Source organism: Nonomuraea phyllanthi, from assembly GCF_006334985.2.
GTDB lineage: Bacteria > Actinomycetota > Actinomycetes > Streptosporangiales > Streptosporangiaceae > Nonomuraea > Nonomuraea phyllanthi.
The window spans coordinates 417,983-440,262 of sequence record NZ_VDLX02000001.1 but is presented as its reverse complement, the minus strand read 5'-3'; the positions used below and the strand labels follow the sequence as shown (position 1 = coordinate 440,262).

The 22,280-nt window shown below is 70.9% G+C and carries 23 protein-coding genes; 7 read left to right on the top strand and 16 right to left on the bottom strand.

Annotated elements, in window-relative coordinates; all coding sequences use genetic code 11:
* The first annotated feature begins 81 nt into the window (after positions 1-81).
* Positions 82-1,659 carry a DUF4434 domain-containing protein gene (locus tag FH608_RS02050; protein ID WP_139628049.1) on the top strand — a complete coding sequence of 526 codons (1,578 nt, stop codon included), beginning with the start codon at positions 82-84 and terminating at the stop codon, positions 1,657-1,659.
* Positions 1,660-1,666: 7 nt separating this feature from the next.
* Here FH608_RS02050 and efeB read toward each other — a convergent pair whose 3' ends face one another.
* The 7 genes from efeB to FH608_RS02015 form a co-directional block, all read right to left on the bottom strand.
* Complete coding sequence (gene efeB, locus FH608_RS02045; protein ID WP_139628048.1) at positions 1,667-2,917, bottom strand: iron uptake transporter deferrochelatase/peroxidase subunit; 1,251 nt, start codon at positions 2,915-2,917, stop codon at positions 1,667-1,669.
* Positions 2,918-2,929: 12 nt separating this feature from the next.
* The gene (gene efeO / locus FH608_RS02040; protein ID WP_139628047.1) at positions 2,930-4,072 is read right to left on the bottom strand and encodes an iron uptake system protein EfeO; all 1,143 of its coding nucleotides are present in this window, start codon (positions 4,070-4,072) and stop codon (positions 2,930-2,932) included.
* Between the two features lie 11 nt (positions 4,073-4,083).
* The gene (gene efeU, locus FH608_RS02035; RefSeq protein ID WP_139628046.1) at positions 4,084-4,917 is read right to left on the bottom strand and encodes an iron uptake transporter permease EfeU; all 834 of its coding nucleotides are present in this window, start codon (positions 4,915-4,917) and stop codon (positions 4,084-4,086) included.
* A 91-nt stretch (positions 4,918-5,008) separates the two neighbouring features.
* Positions 5,009-6,376 (bottom strand): glycoside hydrolase family 5 protein, encoded by a 1,368-nt coding sequence (locus FH608_RS02030; RefSeq protein WP_139628045.1) that lies wholly within the window; start codon positions 6,374-6,376, stop codon positions 5,009-5,011.
* A gap of 4 nt (positions 6,377-6,380) precedes the next feature.
* Positions 6,381-7,223 carry a carbohydrate ABC transporter permease gene (locus FH608_RS02025; RefSeq protein ID WP_139628044.1) on the bottom strand — a complete coding sequence of 281 codons (843 nt, stop codon included), beginning with the start codon at positions 7,221-7,223 and terminating at the stop codon, positions 6,381-6,383.
* Positions 7,220-8,179 (bottom strand): carbohydrate ABC transporter permease, encoded by a 960-nt coding sequence (locus tag FH608_RS02020; RefSeq protein WP_139628043.1) that lies wholly within the window; start codon positions 8,177-8,179, stop codon positions 7,220-7,222. The genes FH608_RS02025 and FH608_RS02020 overlap by 4 nt, the downstream gene beginning before the upstream one ends.
* On the bottom strand, positions 8,176-9,450 hold the full coding sequence (locus FH608_RS02015; RefSeq protein ID WP_139628042.1) for an extracellular solute-binding protein: 1,275 nt from the start codon (positions 9,448-9,450) through the stop codon (positions 8,176-8,178). The genes FH608_RS02020 and FH608_RS02015 overlap by 4 nt, the downstream gene beginning before the upstream one ends.
* Positions 9,451-9,659: 209 nt before the next feature.
* Between FH608_RS02015 and FH608_RS02010 the strand changes: the two genes are divergently transcribed.
* Positions 9,660-10,670, top strand: a complete 1,011-nt coding sequence (locus FH608_RS02010) for a LacI family DNA-binding transcriptional regulator (RefSeq protein ID WP_139628041.1) — start codon at positions 9,660-9,662, stop codon at positions 10,668-10,670.
* 112 nt (positions 10,671-10,782) lie between these two features.
* Here FH608_RS02010 and FH608_RS02005 read toward each other — a convergent pair whose 3' ends face one another.
* From FH608_RS02005 to FH608_RS01990, 4 genes are read right to left on the bottom strand one after another with little or no spacing between them, the layout of a single operon-like run.
* Positions 10,783-11,583: an ArsR/SmtB family transcription factor gene (locus FH608_RS02005; RefSeq protein WP_226898868.1), complete on the bottom strand. Its 801-nt coding sequence runs from the start codon at positions 11,581-11,583 to the stop codon at positions 10,783-10,785.
* 38 nt (positions 11,584-11,621) lie between these two features.
* Positions 11,622-12,560, bottom strand: coding sequence for an aminoglycoside phosphotransferase family protein (locus tag FH608_RS02000; RefSeq protein ID WP_139628040.1), 939 nt, complete (start codon positions 12,558-12,560; stop codon positions 11,622-11,624).
* 53 nt (positions 12,561-12,613) lie between these two features.
* A complete protein-coding gene (locus tag FH608_RS01995) occupies positions 12,614-13,828 on the bottom strand; it encodes an amidohydrolase family protein (protein WP_139628039.1) in 1,215 nt (404 codons plus the stop codon).
* Positions 13,829-13,882: 54 nt separating this feature from the next.
* Positions 13,883-14,245, bottom strand: a complete 363-nt coding sequence (locus tag FH608_RS01990; RefSeq protein ID WP_139628038.1) for a nucleotide pyrophosphohydrolase — start codon at positions 14,243-14,245, stop codon at positions 13,883-13,885.
* A 41-nt stretch (positions 14,246-14,286) separates the two neighbouring features.
* Here FH608_RS01990 and FH608_RS01985 point away from each other — a divergent pair, with 41 nt between their 5' ends.
* The 3 genes from FH608_RS01985 to FH608_RS01975 all read left to right on the top strand — a co-directional run bounded on the left by FH608_RS01985 (position 14,287) and on the right by FH608_RS01975 (position 16,328).
* Positions 14,287-14,733: a MarR family winged helix-turn-helix transcriptional regulator gene (locus tag FH608_RS01985; RefSeq protein WP_226898867.1), complete on the top strand. Its 447-nt coding sequence runs from the start codon at positions 14,287-14,289 to the stop codon at positions 14,731-14,733.
* Positions 14,734-14,765: 32 nt separating this feature from the next.
* The gene (locus FH608_RS01980) at positions 14,766-15,569 is read left to right on the top strand and encodes an alpha/beta fold hydrolase (RefSeq protein WP_139628037.1); all 804 of its coding nucleotides are present in this window, start codon (positions 14,766-14,768) and stop codon (positions 15,567-15,569) included.
* Between the two features lie 81 nt (positions 15,570-15,650).
* Positions 15,651-16,328: a helix-turn-helix domain-containing protein gene (locus FH608_RS01975; RefSeq protein WP_226898866.1), complete on the top strand. Its 678-nt coding sequence runs from the start codon at positions 15,651-15,653 to the stop codon at positions 16,326-16,328.
* Between the two features lie 85 nt (positions 16,329-16,413).
* Here the strand turns inward: FH608_RS01975 and FH608_RS01970 are convergent, their stop codons facing one another.
* Both FH608_RS01970 and FH608_RS01965 read right to left on the bottom strand, forming a co-directional pair.
* Positions 16,414-17,094 carry a 2OG-Fe(II) oxygenase gene (locus FH608_RS01970; RefSeq protein WP_139628036.1) on the bottom strand — a complete coding sequence of 227 codons (681 nt, stop codon included), beginning with the start codon at positions 17,092-17,094 and terminating at the stop codon, positions 16,414-16,416.
* Positions 17,091-17,579, bottom strand: a complete 489-nt coding sequence (locus FH608_RS01965; RefSeq protein ID WP_139628035.1) for a methylated-DNA--[protein]-cysteine S-methyltransferase — start codon at positions 17,577-17,579, stop codon at positions 17,091-17,093. The genes FH608_RS01970 and FH608_RS01965 overlap by 4 nt, the downstream gene beginning before the upstream one ends.
* Before the next feature lie 217 nt (positions 17,580-17,796).
* On the opposite strand from FH608_RS01965, the gene FH608_RS01960 reads away from it, so the two are divergent.
* Positions 17,797-18,600 (top strand): alpha/beta hydrolase, encoded by an 804-nt coding sequence (locus tag FH608_RS01960; RefSeq protein WP_139628034.1) that lies wholly within the window; start codon positions 17,797-17,799, stop codon positions 18,598-18,600.
* A 12-nt stretch (positions 18,601-18,612) separates the two neighbouring features.
* Here FH608_RS01960 and FH608_RS01955 read toward each other — a convergent pair whose 3' ends face one another.
* Positions 18,613-19,134 carry a hypothetical protein gene (locus FH608_RS01955; protein ID WP_139628033.1) on the bottom strand — a complete coding sequence of 174 codons (522 nt, stop codon included), beginning with the start codon at positions 19,132-19,134 and terminating at the stop codon, positions 18,613-18,615.
* 173 nt (positions 19,135-19,307) lie between these two features.
* Between FH608_RS01955 and FH608_RS01950 the strand changes: the two genes are divergently transcribed.
* Positions 19,308-19,997 (top strand): maleylpyruvate isomerase N-terminal domain-containing protein, encoded by a 690-nt coding sequence (locus tag FH608_RS01950; protein ID WP_139628032.1) that lies wholly within the window; start codon positions 19,308-19,310, stop codon positions 19,995-19,997.
* Between the two features lie 91 nt (positions 19,998-20,088).
* On the opposite strand, the gene FH608_RS53705 is transcribed toward FH608_RS01950, so the two are convergent.
* Together FH608_RS53705 and recQ are read right to left on the bottom strand one after the other, a co-directional pair.
* Positions 20,089-20,223 carry a hypothetical protein gene (locus FH608_RS53705; protein WP_263008735.1) on the bottom strand — a complete coding sequence of 45 codons (135 nt, stop codon included), beginning with the start codon at positions 20,221-20,223 and terminating at the stop codon, positions 20,089-20,091.
* Positions 20,224-20,406: 183 nt separating this feature from the next.
* Positions 20,407-22,218 (bottom strand): DNA helicase RecQ, encoded by a 1,812-nt coding sequence (gene recQ / locus FH608_RS01945; RefSeq protein ID WP_139628031.1) that lies wholly within the window; start codon positions 22,216-22,218, stop codon positions 20,407-20,409.
* Between the last annotated feature and the right edge of the window lie 62 nt (positions 22,219-22,280).

The window sequence follows — 22,280 nt, the reverse complement described above, 5'->3', positions numbered from 1 at the left end:
GCACTCGCCCGTGCACGACACGGGACGAGACCGAAATGCCGGTCTGATGCGTAGGCTTGGGGTGGCGTGGAAGGGGCGTGGGTGCACCGGATCCTGTGGCTGGTCGTGGCGGTCGCCTTCGTGGTGAGCCTCGTCGTGCCGGACGACTCCGAGCCCTCCTCGACCCCCTCGGAGGCCGTGGGGGAGTGCCAGTCCCGCGACACGCGGGTCACCGCCCCGTACGCCGTCACCGGCTACTGGGTCATCCCGCGCGCCGATCCCTGCGTGACGCGGCGCATGGTCGAGGCGATCCACTCGATCGGGGGCGACACGCTCATCACGTTCGGACCTCGGTTCAGCGCGGGCGTGACCACCGAGTTCGACGACTGCGTCGTGGACGGGCGGCCGTGCGCCGACGTCCCCGGCGCGCGCCACGTCTACACGTACGTGACCAGCGAGGAGTTCGGCAAGGGGCTGCTGCGCTGCCCCGGCGTCGACCGGCGGATCGAGAGCCGGGGCCGGATCTTCTACCGGGTCGCGCTGTCCGGCTCCTGCCAGGACCCCGTGCGCGACGTCGTGCTCATCGCCACGGACGGCGACGGGCTCGGCAACCTGATGGCGGAGGCGGCCGCGTACGGGATGCGGGTCTTCCCGGGGCTGCCCGCCGCGCCGCAGCTGGAGGGCAAGCCGTGGGAGCCCGACACCGCGCACCTGCCCGCGCTGAACGCCTTCACCACGCGGGTCCTCGCCGACTACCGGGAGCGGTTCGGGGCCTCCGCCGCGTTCGGGGGCGTCTACCAGTCGTTCGAGCTGGCCATGCGGTCGCGGGTGGCCAAGGACCCGATCATCGACCTGTACGCGGCCCAGCACGAGGTCGTCGCCGCCACCCTGCCGGGCAGGAAGATCCTGGTCAGCCCGTACATCGACGCCAGGAGAGGGCGCGGATTCCCGCCCGCGCAGGCGGCTGAAGGGCTCGCCGACATCGCCGCCACCCGGGCCGGCGCGCCCATGGCCGTCGCCGTGCAGGACGGGCGCGGCACGGGCAAGGTGCCGCTCTACGGGCCCCACCAGGAGCAGGCCACGGTCGCGCCGCGGCTGGTGCCGGTCGTCGGGGCGGTGAGCAACGCGCAGGCGTACTACGGGGCCACCCGCGACTACATCGAGGCGGCGGGGCGGCGGGTGCCGTCCGGGGTGGAGCTCTGGGTGAACGTGGAGGGCTTCGAGCCGACGCCGGCGCCGGGGGAGTGCGGGCGGGTGGACCCGCTGCCGCTGCGCGGGCGCACCTCGAAGAGCCGGATCGACCAGCAGGTCATGGCCGCCGGGACGCACGCCGCCAAGATCATCTCCTACGGGTGGGACCCGTTCTTCACCTGCCGGGCGGGCTACGACACGCCCTCGCTCGCCGACGACATCGCCAACGGCTGGAGCGAGCCCATCATCGTCGCCGCCGCCCCGAAGGAGCGGGACGGCCGGCCCGGCCTCCTGGTGGAGGGCTACAACCTGCGGGGCGGCACGCTGCGCTTCGACCCGCCCGGAGCCACGGCCACGCCGACGTGGTACGAGAAGGGCGCGCGGCTGGAGTCGGTGTGGGCCCCGTACGTGCCCTCGGGCCCCTGGATCTCGGTCACCGCCACGAACGAGGCCGGCCAGTCCAGCACGACCCCGTACGTGATCCGCTGAACCCCCTCTACGCCTCGAAGAGGGTGCGGCCCCAGTAGTCGCCGGCGTCCCGGACGCCCGGCGGGCAGGCGAACAGGCCGCTGGAGATGTGCTTGATGTACTCGTTGAGCGCGTCGTGCCTGGCCAGCCTCATCTGCACCGGTACGAACTGCTTGCGCGGGTCCCGCTGGTAGGCGATGAAGAACAGCCCGGCGTCCAGGCGGCCGAGCCCGTCGGAGCCGTCCACGTAGTTGTAGCCGCGCCGCAGCAGGTGCGCGTCGCCGTTCGAGCTGGGGTGCGCCAGCCGCACGTGGGCGTCGTCCTTGATGTACGGCTCCCCGGAAGGCCCCTTGGCCGCGAAGTCGATCGGGTCGAACTCGGCCCTGGCGCCCAGCGGCGCGCCCTCGCCCTTGTCCCGGCCGAAGATCTGCTCCTGCTCGGCGAGCGACGTGCGGTCCCAGGTCTCGATCTCCATGCGGATCTTCCTCGTGACCAGGTACGTGCCGCCCGCCATCCACGCGCTGCTGTCCTGCGGGGAGGCCCACAACTGGTCGCGGAGCAGGTCGGCGTCCTCCAGCTTGAGGTTGTCGGTGCCGTCCTTGAAGCCCAGCAGGTTGCGCGGGGTGGCCTGGGCGCGCGAGGTGGAGGAGGTGCGGCCGAAGCCGAGCTGCGACCAGCGGACGGACACCTTGCCGAAGCCGATCCTCGCGAGGTTGCGGATGGCGTGCACGGCGACCTGGGGGTCGTGGGCGCACGCCTGCACGCAGAGGTCGCCGCCGGAGATCTCCCGAACGAGCTGCTCCCCCGGAAATTTCGGCAGGTCGGCGAGAGGGGCGGGGCGCCGGTCCGCCAGCCCGTACCGGTCGTCGAAGAGCGACGGCCCGAACCCGACCGTCAGCGTCAGCCCGGAGGCGGGCAGCCCGAGCGCCTCGCCCGTGTCGTCGGGCGCGGCCTCGGGCGCGCCGCCCACCGCTCCGAACGAGCCGGCCTCCTTGCCCTGCGTCAGCCGCGCCGCCGCGGCCGTCCACTCCTGCAGCAGCTCGGCCAGCTCCGCCCGCTTGTCCGTGATGACGTCGAACGCCACGAAGTGCAGCCGGTCCTGCGCCGGCGTGACGATGCCCGCCTGGTGCTCGCCGTAGAAGGGGTACGGGTCGGACGTGGAGGTGGCGTGCGCGGCCGGGGCGTCGTGCAGCAGCGTGTTGGCGCCCACCACCCCGGCGCCGACCGCGGCGGCGCCCGCCGCGCCCAGCCCGAACAGGCCCCTGCGGCTCAACCCCATGGTCGCCTCCCGCTATTTCGCGATGACCGGCGCGATTTTACTGATCGGCTCGGCCAGCGCGTTGATCGCGTCCGACAGCGCCTTCAGCTCGGCCTTGGACAGCTCGTCGTGGAGCTGCCAGCCGTCGCCCTTCTGGTGCCGGTCGAGCGCCGCCTCGGCCGCGGCGAACTTCTCGTCCAGCGTCTTGACCAGGTCGGGCGCCCGCTCCTCCAGCACCGGCCTGAGCGCCTGCACGGCCGCCTTGGAGCCTTCGAGGTTGGCGTCGAAGTCCCACAGGTCGGTGTGCGACCAGATGTCCTCCTCGCCGGTGATCTTCCCGGTGGCCACCTCGTCGAGCAGTTCCTTGGCGCCGTTGGCCAGGTTGAGGGGGGTCAGCTCGGCGGCGTTCGACTTCTGCACGATCGTCTTGATGTCGGCGATCAGTTTGTCGGCGATCGGGCCGTCCTTGCCGACGTCCTTCTTGATCCACAGATCCTTCTCGATCCGGTGGAAACCGGTCCACTCCTCACCCTCGGCGAGGTCGGCCTCGCGGGCGTCGATGGCCGGGTCGAGGTCGCCGAAGATCTCCGCCACCGGCTCGATGCGCTCCCAGTACGTCCGCGAGATCGGGTAGAGCTCCTTGGCCTCGTCAACCTTCCCGGCCTTGACCGCGTCCACGAACTCCTGCGTCTTGACCAGCAACGTGTCGCTCTGCGACTTGATGTAGCGCTTGTAGCCGGTGACGGCCTCGGCGAGCTTGGCGTCCGAGGTGAGCGCCTTGTGCTCGCCCGTCACCTTGAGCGCGTTGCGGATGCCCTTGCCCACCATGCCGGGCTTGCAGGCGGTCTCGTACGCGCCGGCCGGCAGCTCGGCGATGAGCTCCCTGGTCAGCCCCGGCACGATGTTCTCGACCTCGGCCATGACGCGGTCGCCCGGGGCGTACACGTAGAACTCGGTCACCTTGCTGCCGCCGTTGGTGATCGAGAACGTCGTGGTGCCGGCGACCACCTCGGAGGCGCCGACCTTGCACTCGGTGTCGCTCGCGGCGACGGTGACCTTGCCGGGGGCGGCGGACCCGGCGGGAGCCCCGGCGGAGGCGTCGGTGGTGCCGGAGCCGCAGGCGGCCAGCGTCGCGAGGGCGAGCGCGCCGAAGGACAGGTGGATGGCGGTACGCATGATGCTCCTGTTCAGGCCGCGGAGGACGCGGGCGACGGCGTGGGCTTCACCCGGGAGTGTCGCAGGAAGAGGACGAGAGTGGGCACGAGGTAGCAGGCCCAGGCGACGACCTCGGCGACGCTGGGCTGCGGCGTGATGTTGAACATGCCGGACAGCAGCGCGCCGTACCAGGAGGTGGCGGGCATGACGCCGCTGATGTCGAAGGCGAACGTGTTCAGGCCGGGCAGGAGGTTGGCCTCCTGCAGGTCGTGCACGCCGTACTTGAAGATGCCCGCGGCGACGAGGATGAGCAGCAGCCCCGTCCAGGTGAAGAACTTGGTGAGGTTGATCCGCACGGCGCTGCGGTAGAGCCCCCAGCCGAGCAGCGCCGAGGTGATCAGCCCGAGGCTGATGCCGATCAGCGGTTGCGGCGTGGCGGTCGCGCCCTGGACGGAGGCGAAGAACAGGATCGCGGTCTCCAGGCCCTCGCGGGCGACGGCGAGGAAGGCCATCACGACCACCGCGATCGAGCCGAGCTCCAGCGCGTCGGAGAGCTTGCCGCGCAGCTCGCCCGAGAGCGCGCGGGCCGCCCGCCGCATCCAGAAGATCATCCAGGTGACGAACGCGACGGCGAGCAGCGAGGTGATCGCGTCGAACAGCTCCTGCCCGGTGTGCGCCAGGTGCGCCGCGGTGAACGTCAGCAGTGCGCCGAACCCCACGGACAGCGCGACGGCCGCACCCACTCCCGTCCAGACCTGCGGGAGCTTGTCCCTGCGGTCACTTTTGACGAGGAAGGCGACCAGGACGGAGACGACGAGTGTCGCCTCGAGACCTTCGCGCAGTCCGATGAGGTAACTGGCGAGCACCGTGACTCCCGTTAGCTGAGGAAAGGCTTACCTAAATTAGGGCAGCCGAAGCATAGCTACGCAAGTCCCGGGAGCGACAGTGTGCGCGGAGTCACTGCCGCAGATTCTCCGCCAGCAGGTCGAGCAGCGGCTGCCGGCGTTCGCACCTTTCGAGGAGGAAGGAGTCGGCCAGACCCGTCAGCTCGTCGTCGCCGAGCCCGCGGAACAGCTCGGCGTACTCGGGCAGCAGCGCCTGGGCGATGAGGATGTGCCTGATCAGGTCGTCGGTCTGGTAGCGGGCGCCCCACGGGTACGGCTCCCAGCCGGGGAACTCGTGCTCCACCAGGTCGTGCAGGGGGGCGAGCACGTCCGCCGCCTCCTCCATGGTGGAGCCCCAGCGGTCCGCGCCGAGCCGCCGCTTCTTGGCGATGAAGCCGCCGAACCTCCTCAGGTACGGCCCCGAGGCGTGCACCAGACCCTGCAGCCCCACGTCCTTGTACGTCCACAGCGACCAGCCCGCGCCGTGCTCGTCGTAGATGTCCAGCTGGTCGCGGAGGATCTGGTAGCGCTGCTGGTCCACGGCCGGGTCACCGGTGTAGACGGGGCCGAACTCGCCGACCCACAGGGGCGTGCCCGTCTCGCGCTGGAACCGCGAGCGCCTGGCGAAGGTGCGCTCCAGCTCGTTCTTGTCGCACCACTCGCCGCGGGTGTAGCCGGGGTACGGCCCTCCGTGGGCGAAGCCCGCCAGGGCATAGTCATGGAGAACGAAGACCGTGTTCTCGTACATCTCCCGAAATATCGAGAAATCGGTGGAGTACGTGTTGCCGTCCAGGAACAGGATGTGGTGCGGGTCCGCCGCCCGCACGGCCTTCACCAGCCGGTCGTAGAACGGGCCGATCACCTTGCCCGAGACGTCGCCCGGCTCGTTGACCGGGTTGTAGCCGGCCACCCAGGGATTGTCGCGGTAGTGGTCGGCGATGACCTCCCACAGGTGCACCGCCCGGTCCTGGAAGTGCCGGTGCTGCCAGAACCCGGCCACGTGGGTCGGGTTGTCGGAGTGCCAGTGCTGGTTCTGGGAGCCGGGCAGGGCGTGCAGGTCGATGACGCTGTAGATGCCGTGCGCGCCGAGCAGCCCGATCACCCGGTCGAGGTGGCGGAAGCCGCGCGGGTCGATCTCGAAGGGCCGCTCGTCGGACTCCCAGTGCCGGTAGTTGACCGGGATGCGCACGCAGTTCATGCCCAGCCCGGCCAGCAGCGCCGCGTCGTCCTCGGTGAAGAACGAGGTCAGCAGCCGCTCGAAGAACAGCTCCACCCGCTCCTCGCCCAGCACGGTGCGTACGGCGTGCCGCATGGAGCTCTCGTTGGCGGGGTAGCCGGTGATGAAGTTCTCCATGTTCAGCCAGCCGCCGAGGCCCACTCCCCGCAGCCGTACCGGCGTGTCGTCGTCCGTGTAGAGCCGGGCTCCTGACACGTGCAGCATGTGGTCATCCCTTCGTCGCACCCGCGGTGAGACCACCGACCAGGTGACGTTCCGCAATGGCGTAGAACCCGAGCGCGGGCACCATGGCCAGGACGAGATAGGCCAGGATGCGGGCGGTGTCGGAGGCGTACTGGCCCTGGAACTGCTGGATGCCCAGCGGCAGCGTCCAGCTCGACTCCTCGCTGAAGACCACGAGGGGCAGCATGAAGTTGTTCCAGCTGCCCACGATGGCCAGCACCGAGACGGTGGCGATGGCGGGCCTGGCCATCGGCAGCAGGATCCGCCAGAAGAACCCGAACGGGCCGCAGCCGTCGATGATGGCCGCCTCCTCCACCTCGCCGGGGATGCTGCGGAAGAAGCCGCGCAGGATGATGATCGTCAGCGGCAGGCCGAAGGCGGCCTGCGTGAGGATCACGCCGAGCGGGTTGTCCAGCAGGCCGAACGTGCGCAGCAGCACGAAGATCGGCAGAATGGCCACCGCGAACGGGAACATCAGCCCGGCGGTGAACATCGTGAAGAACAGCTCCCTGCCGCGGAAGGCGAACCTGGCGAAGACGAACCCCGCCAGCGCCGACACCCCGACGGTCAGCACGGTCGTCACGACCGCGATGAACGTGCTGTTCCACAGCTGCAACCAGAACGTGCCCGAGCCCAGCACGTCGGTGTAGTTGTCCGTCTCCCACGTCCGGGGCAGCCCGAACGGGTTGCCGGACAGCTCGCTGGTGGTCTTGAAGCCGCCGATCAGGGCGTAGACCACGGGGATGAGGACGAACGCGCCGACGACCCACGCGATCGCGTGCAGGGGCAGCGTGCTGCTCCGCGGCGTGCGCCTCCTGCGGTGGATCATCGGCGTTCTCCCATCGACGTGGTCGCGCCCTCCAGGTCGCGGCGCATCACGAAGCGCTGGTACACGAGGGCGAAGACGAGGCTGAGCAGGAACATCACGACGCTGATCGCGCTGGCGTAGCCCACCTGGGAGCGCTTGAAGCCCCAGTCCATCATGGTCACGGCCATCGTCTCGGAGGAGTGCGACGGGCCGCCCTGGGTGAGGATCCAGACCAGGTCGAAGAGCTGGATGGTGTAGATGACGGACAGGAAGACGCTGATCCTGATCGTCGGCCCGAGCAGCGGCAGCGTGATGTGCCGGAACGTCTTCCAGCTCGTCGCGCCGTCGATCTGGGCGGCTTCGACCAGTTCGTTGGGGATGTTCTGCCGCCCGGCCAGATAGATCATCATGTGGAAGCCGAAATATTTCCATGTCATGACGAGAAAGAGCGACGGCATCACGGTGTCGGGGTTCGCCAGCCACTCCGAATCCAGCCCGAACACGGACAGGATCTGGTTCGCCATGCCGGACTGCGGCGAGAGGATCAGCGAGAACAGCACGCCGGTGATGACCTCGGACAGCACGTACGGCGCGAAGAACACCACCCGGTAGAGCGCCCGCCCGCGGATCCGCTGGTTCAGCAGCATCGCGATGGCCAGCGAGAACGGCAGCTGGATCACGACCGACAGCAGCACGAGGACGGCCAGGTGCCACAGGTCCTGACCGAAAATTTCGGTGCCGAAAAGCCGGGTGAAGTTGTCGAGCCCGATGAAGTCGGTCGGCAGGCCGCCGAACCCGTTCCACTTGAACGCGCTGGCGTAGAACGCCACCAGGATGGGCGCGACGACGAGGAGCACGAAGAGCACCAGGGCGGGCAGCAGGAACAGCGCGATGGTCACCCATCGGCCGCGCGGCCTGGTGGCAGGGGAGGGGGCCGGAAGCCTGACCGCTTCCGGCCCTCTGGTGAGTGTCGTCATCCTTCGCTCTTGGCCACTTCGGTGATGGCCTGGCCCACCTGCTCAGGCGTCTTCGTCCCGGCGATGAGCTCGGCCACGCTGTCGTTGACCTGCGCTCCGACGGCCGGCGGATACGCCTGGTCGAGGTAGAGCTGGTATCCACTGGCCTCGGCCAGCAGGCTCGCCACCTGCTTGAGGTTGGGGTCCTTGACCGAGGTCTCCTCGCCCTTGAGCACCGGCAGCACGCCGCCGGCGACCACGGCCTTGGAGTGGTTCTCCATCGCGGTCATGTACTTCACGAACTGCAGGGCCTCCGGCGGGGCGTCCGCGCCGACGGCCAGTCCGCCGCCACCGCCGAACGCGTCACTGGCCGAGCCCTTGCCGCCCTCGACCGCGGGGAAGGGGAAGAAGCCCAGGTCGTCGCCGAGCCCCTTGCCCGCGTCCTTCTGCGTGGCGGGCGCCCACTGGCCCATCAGCTCCATCGCGGCCTTGCCGTTCGACACGGTGGCCGCCTGGCCGTCCGGGGTCGAGTACGCCGCGCCCAGGAAGCCCTTCTGGAACGGCTGCAGGTCCGCCAGCGCCTTGACCTGCTGGCTCGCGGCCAGGAAGTCGGGCTTGGTGAAGTCGTGGTCGGTGGCCGCCTGCTTGAGCCCCTCCAGGCCCGCGATGCGCAGCGCGAGGTAGGCCCAGTAGTAGTGGCCCGGCCACTTCTCCTTGCCGGCCAGGGCGATCGGCGTGATGCCCGCCGCCTTGAGCTTCTTGACGTCCTCCAGGTACGCCGACCACGTGGCGGGCGGCTCCGTGATGCCGGCCTTCTCGAAGAGCTTCTTGTTGTACCAGAAGCCCACCAGGCCGATGTCGGTCGGGAGCCCGTACGTCTTGCCGTCGAACTGGTACGCGCTCAGCGACGCGGGCGTGAAGGTCGGCAGGACGTCGGCGACGTCGGCGGAGATGTCCTTGACCAGCCCCGCGTCGATCTGCTGCTGCAGCACGCCGCCGCCCCACGTCGCGAAGATGTCGGGGGCCTTGCCCGACTGCGTGATCGTCGTGAGCTTGGCCTTGTAGGCGTCGTTCTCCAGAACCGTGGCCTTGATCGTGACGTTGGGGTTCTGGGCCATGAACTCCTTGGCCCGCTCAGCCCACAGCGTCTTGAGCGGCTCGGCGGTCGACAGGTGCCACCACTCGATCGTGACCTTGGACGGCGCGCCGCCCTCCTCGGAGGCGCCGCCGCCACCTCCGCCACAGCCGGTTAAGAGCACCGCGGCCACGAACAACACGAGACTGCGTTTCATCCAGGGGTCCCTTTCTCAGCGTGGCTCGGCGCTTCTCGCAGGACCCCCGCGCATTGGTGACGCATGGGGCACCGCATGACACACCGGGCGAAAGTTTCGTAATACCCCCGATAGTTTCGCTGTCTGGATGGTAGGTAAATGTCGGGGAAAGCGTCAATACGAGCCGTGGGAGCGATCCCAATCCGAAACTTTCGGCTACACTTCCGAAGGTGTCAGCGAAGCGGCGGGTGACGATCGCACTGATCGCGGAGGAGGCGGGCGTCTCCATCCCGACGGTGTCCAAGGTCATCAACGGACGTCCAGAGGTCGCCCCGGCGACCCGCCATCGAGTCGAGCGGCTCCTGCAGGAACACGGCTACCAGCGCCGCATCAGCCAGGACGACACCCCGTCCGGCCTGGTCGACCTGGTCTTCGCCGAGATCGAGTCGCCGTGGGCCATGGAGATCGTGCGCGGCGCCGAGGGCGCGGCCCACGAGGCGGGGGCCAGCGTGGTCATCTCCGTCCTGCACACCCACGCGGGGCCGGGCCGAGACTGGCTCGAACGCCTGGCCGCCCGGCGGACCGACGGCGTGGTGATCGTCGCCTCACATCTGTCCACCGGCATCCAGGCCCAGCTCAGCGCGCGCTCGCTGCCGTTCGCCGTGGTCGACCCGGAGGGCGAGCCCGCCCCCGGCGTCATCTCGGTCGGCGCCACCAACTGGAACGGCGGCCTGTCCGCCACCCGCCACCTGCTGGAGCTCGGCCACCAGCGGATCGGCATGATCAGCGGCCCGACGGACATGCTCTGCAGCCAGGCCAGGGTCGACGGCTACCGCGCGGCCCTCGAGACGGCGGGCGCGCCCATCGTGCCCGAGCTGATCCGGCGCGGCACGTTCCTGGTGGAGTCCGGCCACGACGAGGGCCATGCCCTCCTCTCCCTCGACGAGCCGCCGACGGCCATCTTCGCGGCCAGCGACCTGATGGCGTTCGGCGTCTTCGAGGCCGCCCGGCAGCGCGGGCTGCGGGTGCCGGAGGACCTGAGCGTGGTGGGCTTCGACGACCTGCCCCTGTCCAAGTCGGCCTGGCCGCCGTTGACGACGGTCCGCCAGCCGCTGCAGGAGATGGCGGCCCTGGCGACGCGCACGGTGCTGGCGATGGGGCGGGGCGAGGTGCCCGACACCAAGCGCGTGGAGCTGGCGACGGAGCTGATCGTCCGCGACAGCACGGCCCGCCACGCGTAGCGGCGTGGCCCTGGTGGCCACGCCTGATGAGAGAAGCCGGCTGCGCATGGCGGGACCGGCCCGCGCGCTTGGTGCGGACCGGTCCCGTGGGTGTGGTGGGCGCTGGAGGGGGTCAGGCGTTCGCGGGGGCCATGTCCCAGGGCGCCTGCGGGAGGACGTCGCCCGTCTCCAGCAGCGACTTGAGGTTCGCCAGCACGGCCGGCCACCCCTGCGCGATCGCGTCGAGCATCTCCTGGTCGGCGAGCTTCTCGTGGGTCACGGTGAGGCGGACGATGTCCTGGTGCGGCTCGACGAGGAAGGTGACGACCGACGGCTCGGCCGCCGCCTCGCCGCCGGCCGGGTCCTCGAAGGTCATGACCAGGCGCGTCGGCGGCTCGACCGCGAGCACCTTGCCGATGACGTCGGCGACGCCTGACCCGTCGACGCGCCGGTGCTCCCAGGACGCGCCCGTCTCCCAGTCGGAGACGTTGGCGTGGCCCCAGAAGCGCGCCGTCAGGTCGGCGTCGGTCAGGGCCTTCCACACCTGGTCCGCGTTCGCGCGGATGTAGGTGACATAGACGTAGGTCGGCATGGTGGTGGTCATGGCGTACTCCTCTGCCTGGTTCCTGATGGCGCTGATCGCCTGCAGACGTGGCCGGTCGAACCCCGAGATCCAGCGCTCCTCGATCTCGTGGATCGGCACCGGATTGAGGTAGTGCAGCCGCTCCCGCCCGCGCCGTACGACGGTGACGAGGTTGGCGCGCTGGAGGACGTCGAGATGCTGCGTCGCCGACTGGCGCGCCATCCCCAGGCGGTCGCACAGCTCGCGCAACGTCTGGCCGTTGTGCTCGCGCAGGCGGTCGAGCAGGAGCCGCCGCGTGGAGTCGGCCAGCGCTTTGAACACCTGGTCCATCGCGCTCGGTTCGGGGGTCATGCCTCCATTATGCAGGTATATACCTGCATAACGTCAAGTCAGGCGCGAGTACGTTCGGTGAGCAGCTCCGCCAGGTGTTCCGCGGTCTGGGTGAGCCAGTCCAGCCGCGAACCGCCCCTGGCCATCCGGAACCCGTGGCGGCGGCCCCAGAACGCCGCCTGCACGGCGTGGAGCTGGGCCCAGCGCTCGGCGCGCTCGCGATCGACCCCGGCAGCCTCGGCGAAGACGTCCAGCGCGCGGTGGAGCGCCTTGCGAAGGTCGTCCGCTTCGAGGAGTGCCAGGGCGCGCGACTTGAGCAGCGTGCCGCCGTCGTAGGCCGGGTCCCCGGCGTACCCCTTGGGGTCGACGGCCAGCCACGGCTCGCGGTCGGCGCGCAGGATGTTCTCGGGGTGGAGGTCGCCGTGGATGAGGGTGTCCGGCTGTGCGCGGCCCAGTTCCTGGACGGTCGCCACGGCGGCGTCCAGCACGTACGGCGGCAGACCGTGCGCCAGTTCGGCGGCGTCCTTCCGCAACTCCTCCTCCCAGGCATCGGCCCGGTCCCGCAGCCGGGGCAGCCCGGGCGGCGCGGGGACGGCCAGCCGGCGGCTGATCCGCCCCGCCAGCGCCAGCACCTCGTCGCCGTCCTCCACCTCCGCCAGGGTCGCCGTCCCCGCCCGTTCGAGCAGCATGGCGAAGCGCGCGTCGTCACGCTCGTACAGCTGTACGGCCCCGCGCCCGCCCCACGCCGCGAACGCGTCCGGCTCGTGGACGTTGCCGGGATGCGGGAACGACACCTTCAGCGCGGCGGCCAGGCCGTCGCGCCGCCGTACCGGGACGATGATCCCGACACCCCCGTGCATCACCTCGCCGTCCGGCACGCAGCCCCAGCGCCCCAGCAGCTCCTCCACGATCGCGGGCAGCTCGGCCAGCCACGCCGCCCCCGGCTCGCCCTCACGGTCCACAGTGCTCTGTGCGAAAGCACCCGGTATCACCATCATTCGGGCACCTTACGGGAGCCGGACCGCCTCGGCCCCCGGGCGGCGGGGCTGCTTCAGCCCACGGAGACGGTCACCGAGTCGACGCCGGTCTGCGTGACCGAGCGGCCGGAGACCAGGACCAGCGCGAGGTTGCGCAGGTCGGACAGGCGGGCCAGGGGGTCGCCGGCGACCGCGATGAGGTCGGCCCGCTTGCCCGGCTCCAGGCTCCCCGTCACCTCGCCCACCCCGCAGGCGTCGGCGGCGCGTACGGTGGCCAGCTCGATGACCTCGGCGTTGTCACAGCCCACGGACGCGAACACCTCCAGCCCCGCGACGTATCCGTCGGTGGGGTTGGCCACGCCGGCGTTGGCGAACCCGGAGTCGGTGCCGGCGATGAGCCGCACCCCGGCCTCCCGCAGCCCCGCCACGCTGGCCAGCCAGTCGTCGATCATCTGCTGCCCGTGCACCTTGCTCATCCGCCAGAACACGCCGTGCAGGGTCGGGCACACGTACGTGCCGCTGGCCGCGACGAAATCGGCCAGCTCGCGGTCGAAGCGGTGCCCGGACGGCGTGAGGAACGTGCAGTGCTCGACGGTCGCGACACCCGCCTCGACGGCGCTGCGGATGGCCGCGTGCGCGTGGGCGTGCGCCGCGACGCCCTTGCCGCGCGAGGCGGCCTCCTCGACGGCCACCCTGAGCTGCTCCGTGGTGTACTGCTGGGTCCAGCTCGGCGGCGCGCCCGGCGTCATCAGCCCGCCGGAGGCCATCACCTTCAGGCAGTCGGCCCCGGCACGGAGGTTCTCCCGGGCGACGCGCCGGATGGCGGGCTCGTCGTCGGCCTCGCCGCCCATGTACCAGCAGTGGCCGCCGGTGATCGTGATGGGCCTGGTGGCGGCCACGATGTGCGGCCCGACGGCCAGCCCTTCCTCGACGGCGTCACGCAGCGCCACGTCGAGGAAGCCGCGCGCGCCGAGGTCGCGGCAGGTCGTGACGCCCGCCGAGACCAGCTTGCGGGCGTTCTCGGCCATGCGTAGCAGCAGGTGGTGGTCGCTCTCCCGGCTGCGCCGCGTCACCGGGTCGACGTCGGCGTCGAACCCCAGGTGCACGTGCGCGTCGATCAGCCCGGGGAGCACCGTGTGGCCCGGCAGGTCGAGGATCTCGCCGTCCTCGCCGGCGCTGCCGCGCGGCCCCACGGAGACGATCTCGGAGCCGTCGATGGCGATCTCACCGCCGTCGATCTCCTGCCCAGGACGGCCGGTGAGCACCTTGGTGGCGCGAATGACCCTCATGCACCGACTTTAAGTGCCGGGCGGAGAGGGCGGGAGTCCTGCAATCGCCGTTCCTTACGCGCCGGGCGGCGAGGGTGGGGCCTTCTCGGCGGAGCCGCGGTATCGGTCGGCGGCGTAGCGGCGGTCGTTGTCCTCCAGCTTGTCCCCGGCCGCCGCCATCAGGTCCACGCCCAGGACGTCCGCCAGCCGTACCAGGTAGAGCGTCACGTCCGCCAGTTCGGTGCGCATCCTGGCGAGCGCGTCGGGGTCGGGGCTCATGGACTGCTCGGCCGTCAGCCACTGGAACTCCGCCACCAGCTCCCCGACCTCGCCCGCCAGCGCCATCGCCAGGTTCTTCGGAGTGTGGAACTGCTCCCACTCCCTGACCCTGGCGAACTCCCGCAGGCGTACGGTAAGGCGCTCCAACTCCGTCGTCACGACGTACGACCCTACCGAGCCCCGCCGGTAAGTTGCTGATCGTGAATGGGGTCGAGCTGTTCCTGTTGGGCCGGGCGCTGATGAAGATCGGCGAGGAGGCGATGCCGACCGAGGGCATCGGCGAGCACTCCACGAGCGTGCGCACGGTCCTCATCGTGGTCAGCGATCTGCGCGCGCACCCCGGCACCACGGTGGGCGAGATCGCCGCCCGTACGGGGCTGCCGCAGAGCGCCGTGTCGGCGGCGATCGCGCGGTTGCGCACGGCGGGCGCGGTGATCGCCGAGACGGATCCGGCGGACCGGCGCCGGACGATCATCCGGGAGGCGCCCGAGGTGTCCGAGCGGGTGACCAGGGTCAGGGACACCCCGATCGACGCCGCGCTGGCGGCCGCTCTCGGCACGGACGATCCGGGGCGGGTGAGCGAGACGGTGGCGGCCCTGGAGGAGCTGGCCGAGCGGTTGATCCCCGGCATAATCCATCAAACTTGATGCATCAGATTTGATGGATTAGGGTGGCCGGCATGACCGCAGACATCGTGCGCGTGCCCGGCGCCGACCTCTACTACGAAACGCGCGGCACCGGCCCGCTCCTGCTGATCTCCCAGAGCGGGGAGGGCGACGCGGGCCGTACCGTCGACCTGGTGGATCTGCTGGCGGACACGTACACCGTGATCACCTACGACCGGCGCGGGCTCAGCCGCAGCACCGTCCAAGCCCCCGGCGCGAGCGTGCGGCGGCACGCCGACGACGTGCACCGGCTCCTCGCCCACCTCACCGACCAGCCCGTCATCATGCTGGGCCAGAGCCTGGGCGCCTCCATCGGGCTCCACCTGGCCACCGAGCACCCCGAGCAGCTCGCCCTGCTCATCGCGCACGAGCCCGTCTCGCCCTGGCTGCTGCCCCCGGCCGAACGCGCCGCGCATCTCGCGGAGCTGGAGCAGCTCCGGGCCCTCTACCTCGAAGACGGCCTGCCCGCCGTGCTGGGGGAGGTCAGGCGGGTGCTCGGCATCACCGGGGACGCCGAGCCCGGCCTGGCCCCGCAGCCCATGACACCCCAGCGGCAGGCGAACTTCGACTTCTTCATCCGCCACGACTTCGCCGCCGTCGCGCGTGACGACCTGGACCTCGGCGGATGCCGTACGGCGATCCTGCCCGCGGCCGGGCGCACCACGCCGCACACCGTCTTCGACCGCCGGTGCGCGGCCGAGCTGGCGAAGCTGCTCGGCACCGAAGTGGTGGAGTTCCCCGGCGGGCACAACGGCAACACCAGCCATCCCCGGGCATACGCCGCCCGCCTGCGCGAGGTGCTCCAGGCCGCGGCCTGAACGGTTTCGGTACGAGGATCTGCCCCGAATTTTGAGCCCACCGGCGGCGGTGCCCGCACTCAGCCCGGTTAGGCTGCCCGGATGGAACTGAAGGACCGGGTGCGCGAGCTGAGGGCTCAGGGTCGCTCCCCGAAGGAGATCGCCAGGGCGCTGAAGGTGGCGCCGTCGGTGGTGGCGCCGCTCGTACGGGCCATCGCCGCCGAGGCCCCCGCTGCCGAGCCCGAGCTGGTCGGCTGCTGGGTGAACGTCGGCTGGAGCGAGGGGCTCACCGTCGATCCCGCCCGCGGGTGGGTGGACGAGGCCCCGGAGTCGGGCACGGGCGGCTCGGTGTGCGTGCTGGTCGCGCGGCGGCACACCTGGGACAAGATGACCGTCTGCGGCTACCTCGCCGACGTCTACTGCCTCGGGCTGAAGAACGCCCTCGGCCCCGAGGTGCTCGACGAGCGCGAGCTGCTGCGCTTCCGCCCGTACTTCTTCGGCGAGTACGCGGGCTGGCAGGACGCGCCGATCGAGTTGGCCAAGGACATCGTGTTCGGGTCCATCGACCACGCCCGCACGCTGGGGTTCGAGCCGCACGAGGACTTCGCCCCCGTGGCCGACCTGCTGGGCAAGTGGGAGGGGGAGTCGTCTATCACGTTCGGCCGGGACGGCAAGCCGTTCTACGTGCAGGGCGTGGAGGACGACCCCAACCGGGTGCTGCAGATCCTGCGGCGCAAGCTCAGCGACGACGAGTTCGACTACGCCCTCGCCGAGGAGTGACGCCCGCCCGGCCGTCGCCGTGAAGGTCCGGCGCCTCCCGTCGGCGTGCGGCGCTTCCAGCGGGCGCGGCCGGCGTGCGGCGCTTTCAGCCGGCGTCGTGGAAGACGAGTCCCAGCGTGTGCCGCAGCCCCGACCGTACGGTGCTCACGCCGTGCCGTACGGGGGAGGCCGACCAGCCGCGCGAGGACCGCACGGGCCGGTCGCGCGTCGTGAACACGAGCCCCTGCCCCTGCGGCAGCATGGTCACCGTGCCCCGTGACTGCGCCCGTGGCCGCTGCTCCACCAGCAGGAACTCGCCGCCGGTGTAGTCCTCGCCCGGCCGGTCGAGCCCGATCACGACCTGCAACGGGAACACCAGGTCGCCGTAGAGGTCGCGGTGCAGGGCGTTCCAGTCGTCCTTCCCGTACCTCAGCAGGATGGGGGTCGGCTTCGTCTGCCCTGCCCGGTGGCACATGTCCAGCCACTCGCCGAGGTCGTCCGGCCACGGCGCCGGACGGCCCAGCTTGGCCGCCCAGTCGCGGGCGATCGGCAGCAGCCGCGGGTAGAGCTCCGCCCGCAGCCGCTCCACCAGCGGCGGGAACGGGTGGTCGAAGTACCGGTACTGCCCGGCCCCGAAGCGGTGTCGCGCCATGTCGACGGTCGATCGGAACAGGCCCGCCTCGCCGTACAGACCGGAAATCTCCCTGCACTCCGCGGGGGTGAGGAGCGGCGGCGTGAGCGCGCACCCGTACGCGTTGACCTCCTCCGCCAGCTTCGCCCAGCTCATGACAGCACGCTCCAGAGCCGTGGCTGCCGGACGCCTTCGAGGGCGAGCAGCTCGTGCTTGCGCTCGACGCCTCCCGCGTACCCGGTCAGCGAGCCGTCGGCGCCGACGACCCGGTGGCAGGGGCGGACGACGAGCAGCGGGTTCGCGCCGACGGCCGCGCCCACGGCGCGGATCCGATCCCGTGGCGCGCCGACGCGGGCGGCCAGCGCGCCGTACGTCGTCGTGGTCCCGTACGGCAGCGCCGCCACCTCCTCCCACACCCGCTCCTGGAACGGGGTGCCGTGGGAGGCGAGCGGCAGGTCGAACGCGATCCGCTCGCCCGCGAAGTACTCGGCGAACTGGCGCTCGGCCTCGGCGAACGCGCCCGGCTCCCGCCTCAGGCCCGCCCGCGCGGCGAGGTCGAACGACACGCGCGCCAGCGCCTGCCCGTCACCGGCGAGCAGCAGCTCACCGAGCGGGGTGTCGATCGTGGTGTAGATGTCCATGCCTTGTCCAACACCAGCGCCCGCCGCGAAGTCGGCAGTTTTCGGACCTCGCAGCACACCGATTTCCGCACCCGCTCGGGGGCCGTTCGCGGCTCGGCCGAGCCGATCCACCGCGGTCCCCGAAGTTCCTCATGCCCGGCCCGAAGGCGGGCGGCGGGCACAGCGACGATCCACGGCCTGTGGACGGCCCGGCGACGCCCGGCGTACCTCACTGACCATGGCCGAGTCCCGAGAGCACACCTTCACCGGCACCAAGGGCCTCAACACGGCCCGCGAATGGCCCAACGACCGCCCGCGCTACCTCGCCCTCCTCATCCACGGGTACGGCGAGCACATCGGCCGCTACGAGTACGTCGCCGACCGGCTCGTCCGGCACGGCGCGGCCGTCTACGGCATCGACCACATGGGCCACGGGAAGTCGACCGGCGACCGGGTGCTCGTCGAGAACTTCGAGGACGTGGTCACGGACGTGCACACCGTCGAGGAACGCGCCAGGGCCGACCACCCCGGCGTCCCCGTCGTGGTGATCGGCCACTCCATGGGCGGCATGATCGCCGCCCGCTACGCGCAGCGCTACGGCGACGGCCTGGCCGCGCTCGTGCTGTCCGGGCCGGTGATCGGCGAATGGGAGATCGTCCCGGCGCTCCTGGCGTACGAGGAGCCCCCGGACACCCCCATCGACCCGGCCACCCTCTCCCGCGACCTCTCCGTGGGCACCGCCTACGCCGCCGACCCGCTGGTGTGGCACGGGCCGTTCAAGCGGCCCACACTGGAGGCGTTCGCCACGACGCTGGAGACGATCGCCAAGGGCGGCACCCTCGGCTCGCTGCCCACGCTGTGGGTGCACGGGGCCGACGACGAGCTGGTCCCGCTACGGGGCAGCCGCCCCGGCGTCGAGGCGATCAAGGGTACGTACCTGACCGAGCGGATCTACGAGGGCGCCAGGCACGAGGTCTTCAACGAGACCAACAAGGACGAGGTCCTCGACGACGTGACATCCTTCGTCGACCGCGCTCTGTGACGTCGACCGGGGCTATTTGACGGAGAGCCAGACATACCCCGAGCCCTGCGTACGCGTGAGCTCGACCTTCCAGCAACCCGGCTTCGGGAAGACGAACCCCGTGCCCCACTCCTCGCCGGGCCGGTGCCAGCTCGACCCGCCATGCACCTCGGGCCCCCAGGCGAGCTTGGCCGAGGTGCCGTCGGCCAGCGTCGCCTTCACCTTCAGCGGCCCCTCGCCGGTGATCCGCCACACGATCTTGATCTCCTTGCCCTTGGCCAGCGGCGGGCCGGGGGCGAACAGCAGCCCCCACACCTCCGCGTCCTCCCCGGTGCCCCGCACCTCCGGGAACCCCTCACTCAGGAGCACAGAAGTCCCGTTGCAGGACTCCTTCGTGGCCGTCGGGCTCGGGCTGATCACAGGGATGCCGGAGCCCGGGGACGTGGGCGTCACCACGGGTGAGGGCGAGGGCGGGGGAGCGGGCTCGGCAGCGGCACGCGTCCCGGCCGAGCACCCGGCGGCCAGCAACAGCGCCGCCATCATCAACGGTTTCATAGATCCTCCTCGTCCTGACTACTCCGGAACCAGGCAGGAGGTTCCAGACGTCGCCCCCTGAGCACCGGCGACTTGTGGAGGATGTCCGAAGCCTCCCGCACGTGGGCGCCCGCCCTCCGGGCTCGCCGATGAGTTTTCCCGGGAAGCGGGGTCTGGATTAGGGAGGAGGCGATATGTGGGAGCAGACATCTGCACCGGCCGCCGGGGTGGCGTTGCTGGAGCGCGCGATCGAGTACGCACTGGGCGGCCTGCGCGTCGTCACACCGGCCACCCTCTGCCGGCCCACCCCCTGCGCGGGCTGGAACGTCCAACGCCTGCTCGACCACATGGCGGACTCGCTCCAGACCTTGAACGACGCCGCCGGCGGCCACATCACCCCCGCACGGGCCGGCGTCCCCCGGGACCGTGCCCGCGACCGTACGATCCCCGCACCGGCCGACGTCCCCCCGGACCATGCCTGCGACCGTACGATCCCCGCACCGTTCGGCGGTCTCCCGGGTGGCAATCCGGCGCTGCTCCTCAGGGACGACGCCACCGAAGTGCTGGGCCTGTGGATGGGCACCCTCACCGGTGCCCGGCTCGTCTCGATGGCCGGACACCACCTGACGAGCCCGATGGTGGCGGCGGTGGGCGCCATCGAGATCACCGTCCACGGCTGGGACGTGGCCAGATCGTGCGGCGAGCACCACCCGGTCCCGCCGCTGCTGGCCGACGAACTGCTGGACCTCGCCCATCTGTTCGTCACCGCCGAGGACCGGCCGCACCGGTTCGGCCCGCGCGTGAAGGTGCCTGCGCATGCGCCCGTACAGGACCGCCTCCTCGCCTACCTCGGCCGCGACCCGAACTGGCCTGCATGCCCCTGACCAGCCCGGAAACCTGAACCCGAAGGACATAACCCACAGCCCAAGGCCACATTTCCGGCTCATACGCCGTACGATCACCCTGTACGGCAAGTCAGAGGTGCTCGTTGTGGCGGGCCCCCACACACGTCCGGCCGGTCGTCAGCGGGGTGGCGCAGCTGATCGCCGCGACCCGGCCGACCAACGTGGTGGCGACGACCGTTCTTCGTGCGGCCGTCGCCACCACCACGTCGTCATCGTCAACAGTGACGCTCGCCGGCCCCTGTCTTACCTTTCGTGCTGCTGCGCCCACCACGCATCCCTGCGCGGCGGCCACACGCCCTTGGACGACCGCTGTCACGCAACCCTGCGTGGGGCAGCGACGCGTTCGTGGTGGGGCGTCACGAAGCAGGCCGTATCCGCCACGGCTGGGTCAGGCGTCTTCGGCGAGGACCTCCAGCACCTGCTCCCCGAACTTGGCCAGCTTGTTCTCGCCCACCCCGTTGACCGTGCCCAGCTCGGCCAGCGTGGACGGCCGGACGGTCGCGATCTCCCGCAGCGTCGCGTCGTGGAAGATGACGTACGCGGGCACCCCCTGCTCCTTCGCCGTGGCCCCCCGCCACGCGCGGAGGCGTTCGAAGAGCGGGGCGGCCTCGGCGGGCAGCTCCACCGCAGCCTTGGCCTTCGCGGAGGTCGCCACCTTGGCCCGGACGGGACGCAGGGCGTCGCGGCGCAGCAGCACCTCGCGCTGCCCGCGCAGCACCGCCGCGCTGTCGTCCGTCAGCACCAGCGCCCCGTAGTCGGACTCCACCGCCAGCAGCCGCTGCGCGAGCAGCTGCCGCACCACCCCGTGCCACTCAGCGTTGCCCAGGTCGGATCCCACCCCGAACACGGTCAGCGTCTCGTGCCCGTGCTGCAGCACCTTGGCCGTCTTCTTGCCGAGCAGGATGTCGACCACCTGCCCCACCCCGAACTTCTGCCGCCTCTCCCGGGCCAGCCGCAGCACGGTCGACAGCACCTTCTGGGCGGGGACCGTGCCGTCCCACGACTCCGGCGGCGCCTGGCAGGTGTCGCAGTTTCCGCACGGCTCGGCGCCCTTCTGGCCGAAGTAGTCGAGCAGCATCACGCGGCGGCAGCTCACCGTCTCGCAGAGCGCCAGCATCGCGTCGAGATGGAGCACCTGGCGGCGGCGGTGGGCCTCGTCGCCCTCCATGGCCATCCGGCGGTGCTGGACGACGTCCTGGAGGCCGTAGGCCATCCACGCCGTGGCCGGCAGCCCGTCGCGCCCCGCCCGCCCGGTCTCCTGGTAGTAGCCCTCCACCGACTTGGGCAGGTCGAGGTGGGCGACGAAGCGCACGTCGGGTTTGTCGATGCCCATCCCGAACGCGATCGTGGCCACCACCACCAGCCCGTCCTCCCGCAGAAAACGGGCCTGGTGGGCGGCGCGGGTGCGGGCGTCGAGGCCCGCGTGGTAGGGGACGGCGGCGATGCCGTTGTCCGCCAGGAACTCGGCGATCTTCTCGACCGAGGAACGCGACAGGCAGTAGACGATGCCTGCCTCGCCGGGATGCTCATCACGCAGGAACGCCAGCAACTGCCGCTTCGGCTCGCTCTTGGGCGTGATGCGATAGTGGATGTTGGGCCGGTCGAAGCTGGCGACGAAGTGACGGGCCTGGTCGAGGCCGAGCCTGGAGGTGATCTCCGCGTGGGTGGCGGGCGTCGCCGTGGCGGTCAGCGCGATGCGCGGCACGTCGGGCCAGCGCTCGTGCAACGTGGACAGCTCGAGGTAGTCGGGGCGGAAGTCGTGGCCCCACTGCGCCACGCAGTGGGCCTCGTCGATCGCGAACACCGAGATCTCGCCCTTGGCCAGCAGCCGCAGCGTCGCGTCGACCCGCAGCCGCTCGGGGGCGAGGTAGAGCAGGTCGAGCTCGCCCGCCAGGAACTCCGACTCGACCAGCTGCCGCTCGTCGAAGTCCTGCGTCGAGTTGAGGAACCCCGCCCGCACGCCGAGCGCGCGCAGCGCGTCGACCTGGTCCTGCATCAGCGCGATCAACGGTGAGATGACCACCCCGACGCCACGGCGCACCAGGGCGGGGATCTGGTAGCAGAGCGACTTGCCGCCGCCGGTGGGCATGAGGACGAGCGCGTCGCCGCCGGCCACGACGTGGTCGATGATCTCCTGCTGCCCCTCACGGAACGAGTCGTAGCCGAACACGCGGTTGAGAACGTCGGTGGGGGTATCCATGTGGCTACCTTACGTGTTCGGGGGCGAGCTGTGCGTGAGTTCCGCCTAGGGCGATCGGGCTC